8 protein-coding genes are annotated in these 11,601 nt (G+C 72.1%); 6 read left to right on the top strand and 2 right to left on the bottom strand.

Annotated elements, in window-relative coordinates:
- Nucleotides 1–8: 8 nt before the first annotated feature.
- Both ACIODU_RS26730 and ACIODU_RS26725 read right to left on the bottom strand, forming a co-directional pair.
- Nucleotides 9–2,756 carry a discoidin domain-containing protein gene (locus tag ACIODU_RS26730; protein WP_401770387.1) on the bottom strand — a complete coding sequence of 916 codons (2,748 nt, stop codon included), beginning with the start codon at nt 2,754–2,756 and terminating at the stop codon, nt 9–11.
- 149 nt (nt 2,757–2,905) lie between these two features.
- Nucleotides 2,906–4,330, bottom strand: coding sequence for a glycoside hydrolase family 18 protein (locus tag ACIODU_RS26725; RefSeq protein WP_401770385.1), 1,425 nt, complete (start codon nt 4,328–4,330; stop codon nt 2,906–2,908).
- A gap of 212 nt (nt 4,331–4,542) precedes the next feature.
- Here ACIODU_RS26725 and ACIODU_RS26720 point away from each other — a divergent pair, with 212 nt between their 5' ends.
- From ACIODU_RS26720 to ACIODU_RS26695, 6 genes are all read left to right on the top strand, one after another.
- Entirely contained in the window at nt 4,543–5,295 is a 753-nt protein-coding gene (locus ACIODU_RS26720) for a GntR family transcriptional regulator (protein ID WP_356430873.1), read from the top strand.
- A gap of 271 nt (nt 5,296–5,566) precedes the next feature.
- On the top strand, nt 5,567–7,285 hold the full coding sequence (locus ACIODU_RS26715; RefSeq protein WP_401770381.1) for a purine-cytosine permease family protein: 1,719 nt from the start codon (nt 5,567–5,569) through the stop codon (nt 7,283–7,285).
- 201 nt (nt 7,286–7,486) lie between these two features.
- Nucleotides 7,487–7,666 (top strand): SPOR domain-containing protein, encoded by a 180-nt coding sequence (locus ACIODU_RS26710; protein ID WP_356430877.1) that lies wholly within the window; start codon nt 7,487–7,489, stop codon nt 7,664–7,666.
- 106 nt (nt 7,667–7,772) lie between these two features.
- Nucleotides 7,773–8,186, top strand: coding sequence for a (deoxy)nucleoside triphosphate pyrophosphohydrolase (locus ACIODU_RS26705; RefSeq protein WP_401770378.1), 414 nt, complete (start codon nt 7,773–7,775; stop codon nt 8,184–8,186).
- A 116-nt stretch (nt 8,187–8,302) separates the two neighbouring features.
- On the top strand, nt 8,303–8,779 hold the full coding sequence (locus ACIODU_RS26700) for an ATP-binding protein (protein ID WP_401770375.1): 477 nt from the start codon (nt 8,303–8,305) through the stop codon (nt 8,777–8,779).
- Between the two features lie 199 nt (nt 8,780–8,978).
- On the top strand, nt 8,979–11,555 hold the full coding sequence (locus tag ACIODU_RS26695; RefSeq protein ID WP_401770373.1) for a SpoIIE family protein phosphatase: 2,577 nt from the start codon (nt 8,979–8,981) through the stop codon (nt 11,553–11,555).
- The last annotated feature ends 46 nt before the right edge of the window (nt 11,556–11,601 follow it).

Genomic DNA, 11,601 nt, shown 5'->3' with positions numbered 1-11,601 from the left:
GGCGCGCTTCAGGGGTGTGCGGTGCGGGTGACCGTCAGTTCGCGGATGCCTGTCCTGGTGGGCTCTGTTGTGGGGCTTTGTGTCAGGTTCAGGCGGATGTGTTGGGTCTTTGTGCCCGGGTGGAAGGGCTGCCAGTGGGTGGCGTCCGGGGATGTTTCCACTTGGTGGGACGGTGGGGTGGGCGTGGTCCAGTGGGCGGTGACCGTCGCGATTCTCGTGGGGTGGGGGAGGGTCACCGTCAGGGTCGAGGTGGGTGTGGTGGGGATCCAGGACGTGGCCTCGCTGCCGTCCACCGCCGCGTTCGCGTACTGGCCCGGTTCCTCCGACGACGCCGTCGCCGGGCGGCAGCGGGCCGTGTTGGTGGTCGGGGTGAGGTCCGGGCGGCGGGTCGGGAGGGTGAGGGCGGACGTCAGGTGCCTCGGGCCCGCGGGGGTGTGGAGGGTGAAGGGCGTGCCCGACGTCAGTCGTACCGTGGTCTCCCGGGCGCCGATCAGGACGTCGTACGTACGGCCCTGCCAGCGCAGACCCCGTACGTTCACCCCGGCCGCCAGCTGTGGCGGCAGCGTCGGGTCGAGTCGTACACCGTCCTCGCGCAGCCGCAGGCCCGTCAGGCCGTGCGTGAAGACCTGGAGGAAGCCGCCCTTCCCCGTCAGGAAGTCCTGCGCCGGGGAGCCGGAGAGGGGGTCGTCCGCGCCCGCCTTGGTGCCCCTGGCCTCCGAGAAGAGCGCGAAGGGGCCGCGTACGAACGGCCTGATCGCGCGCTGGAGGTACGTGTACGCCGCGCAGCCCGGTTCCCCGATCGCCGCCGCGTCGATCGCGTGCACCGAGTCCGTCATCGCCGGGCCGTCCGGGTCCGTGCGGGCGGCGTAGTAGCGCAGAGTGGCCGCGGCCGCCCCCGCCGGCATCGGCCATTCCAGGGGGTACGTCAGCAGCACGGTGTCCGCCTGCTTGATGCGCGAACCGGTGTAGCCCGCGTACTGGAGGTAGATCTTCCGTTTCGCGTCGTACGGGATACGGATCCGGTCCGCGATCTCCGACCAGCGCGCGGGAGCCGCCTCCCCGACCAGCGCGGCGGCGCGGGTGGCGTTTCGCAGCGCGGTCGCCGCGCCCGCGTTGGTGAAGACGCCGTCCGTGACGCCGTTGCTGTACTCGTCGGGCCCGGCCACCTCCTTCACCGAGTAGCTGCCGTCGGCGTTGGCGGTGACCCGCGACGCCCAGAACTCCGCGCTCCCCTTCAGCAGCGGCCATCCGCGCTCACGCAGCCAGCCGCGATCGCCCGTCGCCAGGTAGTACTGCCATACCGCGAGCGCGATGTCCCCCTGGAGGTGGTTCTGCGTCACGCAGTGCGGCGGGTTCCAGCTCTGGCACTCCGTCCACAATTCGCCGTGCCCGCCGCTGGTCCAGGCGTGGAACAGCCCCTCGAAGCCCAGCTTCCCGGCGTTCGCGGCGGCCCCGGCGCGGGTGCGGTGGCGGTACTCGACCACCGAGCGGGCCAGTTCGGGACGGGTGACGAGCAGGCCGGGGAACATCCACGTCTCGGCGTCCCAGAAGATGAGGCCCGCGTAGTTGTCGCTGCTCAGCCCGGTCGGCGCGATGCTGTCGGCGCCGCCCTCCCGCGCGCTCGTCAGCAGCCCGTACTGCGCCGCCCGCAGCCACGCCTGGAGGTCCGGATGCCCCGGAACGGAGATGTCGGCGTCCCAAAGGGGCGCCCAGGCCGCCGCGTTGGCGGCGAAGAGCCCCTGCCAGCCGCGCGCGGCCGCCCGCCGGGACGCGGCGCGGGCGGCGGCGCGCGGATCGGGGGCGGTGAGGGCGGTGTCGACACCGACGTACTTCACGAGCGTGTACGTACGGTCCGCCTCGACGCGCACCGGTCCGCGGACGTCCGGCCGCAGCGTCGTCGCGACGGCGCCCGCGGTGCCCGTGCCGAGCGCGCGGAACGTCGCTTCCGTGCTGCCGACCGCTTCTGTGCCGCCAGCAGCTTCCATGCCGCCGACCGCTTCCGTGCTGCCGGCGGCTTCCGTGTGCCCGGCCGTCTCCGTGCTGCCGCCCGTCTCCCTGTGCCCCGCCGTCTCCGTCCCCCCGGCCTCCCCGCCCGTCCGCGCCAGCCGCCGCGCCCCGCGCCAGTCCAGGCCCGCCCCGAGGTGCGCCTCGCCGCTCCAGCGCGGGGTGAGCCGCAGCCGTACGGCGCCCGCGTGCGGGTCGGAGCGGTCGGTGAGCACCTCGTACGTCAGGTCCGTGACGCGGCCGTCGCCGGTGGTCCAGCGCAGCGCCGTACGGACCACTCCGCAACGCAGCAGGACGCTCTGCCGGTAGCGGGAGACGCGGCTCTCCGGGCCCAGGGTCTCCCCGCCGACCCGTACGTCCAGCGTCGTCCAGGTCGGCAGGGCCGCGAGGACCTGGCGGTCGGCGGTGGTGGCGGGCTCGTGCGCGTACAGCCCGGCGACGAAGGCGCCGTCGTAGCGCGGCGTGAACAGCGGCCAGCCCGTCGCGCCCCCGCGCTCGTCGTACCCGGCGCCGAGGGGCGGCACGCGTGTGCCGAGGTAGCCGTTGCCGGTGTAGGCGTGGTGGCCGTCGGCCGGATCGGGCAGGCGCGTGGCGGCGGGCGCCCAGCCGGGATCCCGCTCCTCGCCGCAGGAGGGGGCGAGCGCGTACGGGGCGGGCCGCGCGGCCTCCGCGTACGAGACCGGCGGTACGGCGGCGACGAGGGCCGCCGCGATCAGCGGGGCGGCGGCGAGATGCGTTTGCGAGAGGCTCACCGCACGACCGTACGGACGCCGGGCCGGGACGGCGCCCCGGACCACGCGGGGTGAACGGCTGAATCCCGCGTGGTCCGGGGCGCCGTCCCGGCCCGGCACATCCCCGCTGAGGGGTCGCGCGGCCCGGGGGCGGCGCGACCCCGAGCGGATCAGCGACCCGACAGACCCCGGTCGATCGCCGTCGTCAGTTCGCCGTCCGCCGTGTCGCCGTCCATGGACCAGACCATGGCGCCGCCCAGGCCCTTGTGACGGATGTACGCGGTCTTGGCGCGGAGCACCTGCGGGTCGTCGTACGTCCACAGCGTGGTGCCGTCGAAGAGCCACGCGCTGCCGTTCTTCACGTCGCGGTGGACCTTGTACGTCCCCGCCGCCGCGAGCCCCTTGAGGACCTTGTAGTCCTCCGTGCCGGGCGCCCACACCCCGGGCGCCGGCGCCGCGGCCGGCCGGCCGAGGCCGTCGCCGCCGCCCGTCACGCCGGTCCAGCCCTGTCCGTAGAAGGGCAGGCCCACGACCAGCTTGCGGGCCGGGGCGCCGCGGCGCTCCCAGTCGCGGACGGTCTGGTCGACGCTGAAGTCACCGCGCGCCGCGTACAGCGCCGACTGCTGGGACGTCGTCTTCTCGCCCGAGACGTGGAAGTCGTACCCCTGGAGGTTCACGAAGTCGAAGTCCCGCATGATCCGGGGGACGTCGAAGCCCGCGTCGATCTTGGCGGGGGCGGCCGGCACGAAGGCCGACAGGTCGTAGTGCTTCGGCTTCGTCCTGCGCGGCGCCTGACTCTTCGCGTACGCGTCGAGCTGCGTACGGAACTCGTGCACCAGCGCGGTGAAGTTCCGCTTGTCCTCGGGACGGAAGACGGTGTCCGTGTCGCCCTCGGAACCGGGCCACTCCCAGTCGATGTCGACCCCGTCGAAGAGGCCGGCCGCCGCGCCCGCGCCGCCGCGCGTGCCGTCGACGGGCAGGTTGCCCTTGATGTAGAGGTCGATGCAGGAGGAGACCAGCGCCTTGCGCGAGGCGGGTGTGCGGGCCGCGTCCGAGAAGTGGGTGGACCAGCTCCAACCGCCCAGGGAGATCAGCACCTTGAGGCCGGGGTGCTTGGCCTTCAGCTCACGCAGCTGGTTGAAGTTGCCCGCGAGGGGCTGCTCGGCGGTGTCGGCCACGCCGTCCACCGAACCGGCCGCGTCGAGCGGGCGCGCGTAGTCGGCCCACGCGTCGGCCTCGCCGGCGACGTTGCCCGTGAAGCACTTGCCCTCGGCGTTCACGTTGCCGAAGGCGTAGTTGATGTGGCTCAGCTTGGCCGCCTGCCCGCTGGTGTCCAGGTCCTTGACCTGGAAGTTGCGGCCGTAGACGCCCCATTGGGTGAAGTAGCCGACCCGCTTGTACGCACGGCCGTTCGTGCCGCCGTCGTGCTTCGCCGAGGACGCCGGCGCGGCCGGGGCGGTGGTGACCGCCGAGGCCGCGGGCGAGAGGGTGGCGAGAAGGGACAGGGAGCAGGCGGCAACGGCCAGCCTGCCAAGGGTTCTTCGGGTGTTCCGGGGAGTTCCTGCGCTTCGAGCGCTGCTCAGCGTGAGGCTCATGGGCAGGAAAGGTATTGGTCTGGACCATTGAGGTCAAGAGGGGATGTGACGCGATTGCGGGGAAGGATCCGGTACGTCCGGATCATTCGTCCCTGACGTAAGCCTTCCGTAAATACAAATCATCACTTCGGGTGAAACCCTGGCCCATGCTTGCGGATAACAACCCACGGTTGCCAGGCTGTTGCTGTCTGTCAACCCGTCGGGAGTGGTCAATGGCCTTTGGTGAGCAGCCCGCCTATCTGCGCGTCGCCGGCGATCTCCGCAAGAAGATCGCCAACGGCGCGCTGCCGCCCCGTACCAGACTGCCCTCGCAGGCCCGCATCCGCGAGGAGTACGGAGTCTCCGACACGGTCGCGCTGGAGGCGCGCAAGGTGCTGATGGCCGAGGGACTGGTGGAGGGCCGCTCCGGGTCGGGGACGTACGTGCGCGAGCGCCCGGTCCCGCGCCGCATCTCCCGCTCGGGCTACCGGCCGCCGAGCGGCTCCAGCCCCTTCCGCCAGGAACAGGCGGCGGACGGCATGCGGGGGACGTGGCAGTCCAGCAGCGAACAGGACGTGGCGGGGCCCGAGATCGCCGCGCGCCTGGGCATCGAGCCGGAGGACCGGGTGATGCGCACGCGGTACGTGTTCCGGGACGGCGGCGAGCCGATGATGCTCTCCACCTCCTGGGAGCCCCTGGCGCTCACGGGGCGGACGCCGGTGATGCTGCCCGAGGAGGGGCCGCTCGGCGGCTGCGGGGTCGTGGAGCGGATGGCGGCCATCGACATCGTCGTGGACAACGTGCTGGAGGAGGTCGGCGCGCGGCCGGGGCTGGCGGAGGAGCTCCTGTCGCTCGGCGGAGTCCCCGGACACGTGGTGATGGTCCTGGAGCGGACGTACTTCGCGTCGGGGCGCGCGGTGGAGACGGCGGACGTGGTGGTGCCGGCGGACCGGTACCGGGTGGCGTACCACCTGTCGGTGAAGTGAACGGCGCCCGCCCGTGCGCCAGTCGGCGAGTCGGCGAAGTGAACAGGGCCCGGCCGGCCGGGCGGTGAACCTCCCCGCGAGAACCCCGCGGGTATTTCTGTCGTACGACCGATAGTCGGAGCGCGCCGTCCGGCCGCCGTGACGGCGAGTTAACTCCCGGCGCCGCGCCGTAACGGCGGGGCAACGGCGCGCTGGGGCGCCTTGTCATGTCCGGCTTCTACCTTCCCGTTCGTACCGCTCCCGGTACACGCCGACGAACGGGAAGGCAGCGATGACGGACACCGCGATCCCCACCCCCGACAGCCCACCCGACCAGGGCCGGCCGACGCGCAGCTACGCCAGGCTCGCCGCCGACGAGAGCCGCGAGGACTTCTCGCTCCGCTACGCGCCGCACTCGTTCCGCCGCTGGTCGCCCTCGATGGTCGCGGGCACCGCGCTCGGCGGGATCGCGTATCTGGCGGACTTCGCGATCGGCGCCTCGATCGTGTTCACGTACGGCTTCACCAGCGGTTTCGCCTCCATCCTCACGGCGGCGGCGATCATCTTCATCACGGGTGTCCCGATCGCGAGAGCCTGTGCCACGTACGGCCTGGACATGGACCTGATCACCCGCGGCGCCGGTTTCGGCTACTTCGGCTCGACGCTGACCTCGCTCATCTACGCGTCCTTCACCTTCATCTTCTTCGCCCTCGAAGGCTCGATCATGGCCCAGGCCATGCACCAGGCCATCGGACTCCCGGTCCAGATCGGCTACCTGGTCACCACCCTGATCGTCATCCCCATCGTGTTCCGGGGGATGGGCGCGCTGGCCAAGGTCCAGGCGTGGACCCAGCCGATCTGGCTCATCGGCCTCGTCCTGCCCTTTGTCGTCCTCGCCTTCCACGCACCGGGCTCCTGGGGCGCGTTCAGCTCCTTCGGCGGTACGGAAGGGGCCGGCGCGGGCTTCGACTGGATCGGCTTCGGCCTCGGTACGGGGGTGGCGCTCTCGCTCATCGCCCAGATCGGCGAGCAGGCCGACTACCTGCGCTTCATGCCGGCCAGGACCGAGGCGAACAAGCGCCGCTGGAACGCGGCCGTCCTGGCCGCCGGACCCGGCTGGGTGATCATCGGTGCCGCCAAGCAGCTGGGCGGCGCGTTCCTCGCCTTCGTCGCGCTGGAGGCGGTCGGCAAGACCCACGCGCTGGAACCCATCGCCCCGCAGATCGAGGCGCTCAAGCCGTGGCTCGGCTCCTTCGCCCTGCCCGCCGCCGCGATCTTCGTGATCGTCTCCCAGATCAAGATCAACGTCACCAACGCCTACAGCGGCTCGCTGTCCTGGTCGAATTTCTTCTCCCGCGTCACGCACAAGCACCCGGGGCGCGTCTGGTACATCTTCCTCAACCTCGCCATCGCGCTGACGCTGATGGAGATGAACATGTTCGCGGCCCTCAACAAGCTGCTGGGCTTCTACTCCAACGTGGGCATCGCCTGGATCACCGCCGTCGCCGCCGACCTCGTGATCAACAAGCGCATCGGGCTGAGCCCGCCGTACATCGAGTTCAAGCGCGCCTACCTGTACGCGGTCAACCCGGCCGGATTTGGTGCGATGGTGATCGCCTCCACCGTCTCGATCCTCGCCTTCTTCGGGCTGTTCGGGACGTACGCGGAGGCCTTCTCGACCTTCATCGCCGCCGGACTCGCCCTGATCCTCTGCCCGTTGATCGCCTGGCTGACGAAGGGCAGGTACTACCTGGCGCGGCCGAACCCGGTGAACGGCCCGGACGCCGACGTCCCCGACCTCACCGCCACCCACCTGTGCGCGGTCTGCGAGACGGCGTACGAACTTCCCGACATCGCCGACTGCCCGGTCCAGTCGGGGCCGATCTGCTCGCTGTGCTGCTCGCTCGACGCGACGTGCGGGGACGCCTGCCGGAAGGTGACGGACGCGGCGCCGGTCCTGATGCCGCTGCCGACGGTCCGTACGGTCCGACACGACGTGAAACCGGCCTGACGGCACGGGAGATGGGAGCGTAGGGGGGCGCACGCCCGGCGTGCGTCCCCCGGCCCGTGCAGCTGTTCGCACGCGGGACGTGTACCTCTTTGTGTGAATACGTATCCGCTGAGTGAAGGTCAGGCGTACGCTCGGGCATATGCGTACTGCGGTTTCCCGGGAATCTTCAGTGAGACACAGGCCGGCGGCGGGAGGGGCGCGATGAACGACAGCGGAGCCGCGCTCCCCTGGCTGGTCATACGGCAGGACGGCAACGGAAATCGCTACCGGGTCGGCAGATACGCCACGAAGGACGAGGCGCAGAAGATCGCCGACACCCTGGACGCCCGCGGCCCCGGCCGCCTCTACTGGGTGGAGCGCGTCGTCCAGACCGCCCGCTGACCCGTCCAGGCCACCCGCCGGCCCGTACGGACCACCCGCCGACCCGTACGGACCACCCTCCGGCACGCGGCACGGACGCCGCCCCCGGCCCGTTACGCTCCCGCCCATGGAAGATCGTGTCGTGGTCGCGGGCGCCCTGTACGACCGCGGGCGGCTGCTGGCCGCCCGCCGCAGCGCGCCGCCCGAACTGGCCGGCCGCTGGGAGCTGCCCGGCGGCAAGGTGGAGCCGGGGGAGGGCCCGGAAGAGGCGCTGGTACGGGAGTTGCGCGAGGAACTGGGCGTCGAGACGCGGCCGGTGGAGCGGATCCCCGGGCAGTGGCCGCTGGGCCGGGGCCATGTCCTCCAGGTGTGGACGGCCCGGCTGCTCTCCGGTGAGCCCCGGCCCCTGGAGGACCACGACGAGGTGCGCTGGCTCGGCCTCGGCGAGGTCCACACGGTCGACTGGCTCGACCAGGACCGGCCGGCCGTCGCCGGGGCCGTCCGTCTGCTGCGGGCTGCCCCGGAGGGCCCGGCGGGCTGAGAAACCGTACGCCGGAAGGTGTGACCGGTTGGAGGAGATAGCTCGCCCCGCATTTCGGGTATGGGCAGATTAACCCCCCTAAAAGGGATGCGGTTCTGTCGGCGGGTTGGGAAGAAGTGGTCGGCTTGATCGACACACAGGGCGCGCGCTCCGAGTGGACCTTTCCCGCCGAGCCCGGCGCCGTGCGCACCGCCCGCCATTCCGTCCGTGACACCCTCCACGCCTGGGAGATCGCCCCTCCCGTCTGTGAGGCGGCCGTCCTGCTGGTCAGTGAGCTGGTGACCAACGCGCTGACGTACGCGTCCGGCCCCATCGGGGTGAGGCTGGCCGTGGTCGACCTGGCGGCCGCCCCGGACGCCCCTTCCCGCCCGCCGGCGGACGGCACCCGGGTGGACGTGGTCACCGCCCCCGCCCGCGCCCTGCTCGTGGAGGTCTCCGATCCCCTTCCCGACCCGCCGGCCCTCCGCGCCTCGGGACCCGACGACGAAGGCGGGCGTGGCCTGCGGCTCGTGGCCTGTTCGTCCCGGCGGTGGGGCACGCGCCGCGGGAAGACGGGGAAGACGGTGTGGTTCGAGCTACCGCTGCCTGGTTAGAAGTGTGAAGGGACGATGATCACGGGAACGATCACGTCGGACTCGTTCGGATCGGTTCGGACCCGGTGCGACCGGGACCGGACTCGGCTCAAAAAGAACGAGACCGTGCTGTGATTGTGAACGCCGTGCCTGCCGGGGCCGTAGTGCTGAATACTGCGGGAATGGCCGGTCCGGTGCGTGAGCTGGAGGGGACGGTCGCGTGAGCGAGATACCTGGGACGACGGGCGACGTCGTATGGCAGAGCAGTCCGCCCGGCTCGATCTATGACTACATCAGAGTCGCTTCGTTCTCGATCGGCCCCGACGGCCTGGTCGACCAGTGGAGCGCGCGCGCCACTGAGCTGTTCGGGATCGCTCCGTACCAGGTCAGGGGCAAGGACCCGGTCGAGGTGTTCATGCCTGCCGACCTGCGTCCGCGCGGGCACCGCCAGGTCGCCGAGATCCTGGACGGCAAGGAGTGGACCGGCCTCGTCCCCTTCCGTATGCCCCATGAGGGCCGTTCGCCCCATGAGGGCGGTGCGCACGGTCTGGCCGAGATCTATGTGATGCCGAGCGAGACGGAGACCGGCGGGCGGGGCGCGCTCTGCATCGTGGTCGACGTCAGGGCGTTGCGCAGGATCGAAACCGACCTCGCCTCGTCGCAGGCCATATTCGGCCAATCTCCCTTCGGCTTCCTGCTGTTCGGCACCGACCTCAAGGTGCAGCGCGCCAACGAACGCTTCGCGAAGGTCTTCGGCGGTGCGATCGAGGACCACCGCGGCCGCACCGTCCACGACTACCTGTCCCGCCCCGAGGCCGAGCGGCTGACCGGCGCCCTCAAGCGGGTCCTGGAGACCGGCGAGGCGGTCAACGACTTCCAGATCGTGGGCACCGAGCCCGGCGGCAGGGACCGCAGGCACTGGTCGGTCAACCTCTACCGCGTCCACAGCGGAGCGGGCCGCCCCATCGGGGTGGCCGGGATCGGCACGGATGTCACACGCCGTCACATCGCCGCCCGCGAGGCCGCCAGCGCCCGCCGGAACCTCGCCCTCCTCAACGACGCGAGCGCCCGGATCGGCAACTCGCTGGACCTGGAGACCACCGCCCGCGAGCTGCTCGACGTCGCCGTCCCCGGCTTCTGCGACCTGGCCGCCGTGGACCTCTACCAGTCCCTCCTCACCGGCGAGGAGGCCCCGCCCGGACGCGGCGGCTCCTCCCGCTCCGAGTCCGGCGGCGGCAGCGCCTCGCTGCGCCGGGTCGCCTTCGCCAGCGCCGTCTCGGACGCGCCGCTGACCGGACCCGGCGACCTGCTGGAGGGCGGGTACGTGCCCCCGGAGGTCGGCGCGGTCCACCGCTTCCCGTTCGCCTCGCTCGCCGCGAGCGCCCTGCGCACCGGCCGGGTGCAGTCGATCCCCGGCGGCGCGGGCAGCCTCATCCAGTCGACGCTCGCCGTCCCGCTGGTCGCGCACGACGCCGTCGTGGGGCTCGCCCAGTTCTCCCGTACGAAGGGCAGCGAGCCGTTCGGCGACCGCGACCGCGCCCTCGCGGTCGAGCTGGCCGCGCGCGCCGCCGTCTGCATCGACAACGCCCGCCTCTACCGCAGGGAGCACGAGCGCGCGCTGATCCTCCAGCGCAGCCTGCTGCCGCCGGGCGACCCCGAGGCCGCCGGCCTGGACATCGCCTGCCGCTACCTGCCGGGCAACACGGCGACGGAGGTCGGCGGCGACTGGTTCGACGTCATCGAACTGCCCGGCCACCGCACCGCCCTGGTCGTCGGCGACGTGATGGGACGCGGGCTGCGGGCCGCCGTCGCCATGGGCGAACTGCGCACGGCCGTCCGTACGTTGGCGCTCCTCGACCTGGAACCGGCCGAAGTGCTCTCGGCCCTGGACGAGATCGCCCGCGGCCTCGGCACGCCCAGCGGCGCCCAGCAGGCCTCCCGTGTCGCCCACAAGTCGCGGGACGCCGACCTCTCCGAGGTCTACCTCGCCACGTGTGTGTACGCGGTGTACGACCCGGTCACCCGGCGCTGCACGTTCGCCAACGCCGGGCATCCGCCCCCGGTCGTCGTCGAGCCGGGGGAGGAGCCCCTGATGCTCGACGTGCCGCCCGGCATGCCGCTCGGCGTGGGCGGCGAGCCCTTCGAGCAGGTGGAGGTCGAGCTGGCGGAGGGCGCGCTGCTCTCGCTCTACACGGACGGCCTGGTCGAGTCGCGGGACCAGCCGCTGGACGAGGGCCTGACCGCGTTCCGGGCGGCGCTGGCCAACCCCGTACGGCCCCTGGAAGACGTCTGCGACCACGTCCTGAACACGCTCGACACCCGGCACGGCGAGGACGACATCGCCCTGCTGATGGCCCGGATCCAGGGGCTCCCCGCCGAAGCCGTGGGGGACTGGCGGCTGCCGCGCGAGCCGCGCTCGGTGGGCCGGGCCAGGGAGCTGGCCCGCGCGCAGCTGGTCGCCTGGGACCTGGAACCTCTGGTCGACACGGTGGAGCTGCTGGTCAGTGAGCTGGTCACCAACGCCCTGCGCTATGGCGAGGGCGAGATCAGGCTCCGGCTGCTGCTCGACCGTACGCTCGTCTGCGAGGTCTGGGACGCGGGCCTCGTACAGCCGCGCAGGCGGCGGGCCCGTGACACCGACGAGGGCGGGCGGGGGCTCCAGCTGGTGGGCCTGCTGAGCGCGGCCTGGGGCTCGCGCAGGACACCGCGCGGCAAGACGGTCTGGTTCGAACTGCCCCTCCCCGACGGGGACTCGACGGCGGAGCCGACGGTGGAGCAGCTGTTGAGCATGTTCTGACGGCGGGGGGTCTGACGGCGGTACGGAGACCTCGCGGACCCCGCGG

The sequence above is a fragment of the Streptomyces sp. NPDC088261 genome (assembly GCF_044740805.1).
Classification (GTDB): domain Bacteria; phylum Actinomycetota; class Actinomycetes; order Streptomycetales; family Streptomycetaceae; genus Streptomyces.
The sequence above is the reverse complement of the archived record's forward strand: the minus strand, read 5'-3'. Positions and strand labels throughout refer to the sequence as shown.

What these genes read in the sequence shown, in the direction of transcription:
- ACIODU_RS26705 (WP_401770378.1), top strand. Translation starts at nt 7,773, where the DNA reads ATGGAAGATCGTGTCGTGGTCGCGGGCGCCCTGTACGACCGCGGGCGG.
- ACIODU_RS26725 (WP_401770385.1), bottom strand. Translation starts at nt 4,330, where the DNA reads ATGAGCCTCACGCTGAGCAGCGCTCGAAGCGCAGGAACTCCCCGGAAC.
- ACIODU_RS26715 (WP_401770381.1), top strand. Translation starts at nt 5,567, where the DNA reads ATGACGGACACCGCGATCCCCACCCCCGACAGCCCACCCGACCAGGGC.
- ACIODU_RS26720 (WP_356430873.1), top strand. Translation starts at nt 4,543, where the DNA reads ATGGCCTTTGGTGAGCAGCCCGCCTATCTGCGCGTCGCCGGCGATCTC.
- ACIODU_RS26710 (WP_356430877.1), top strand. Translation starts at nt 7,487, where the DNA reads ATGAACGACAGCGGAGCCGCGCTCCCCTGGCTGGTCATACGGCAGGAC.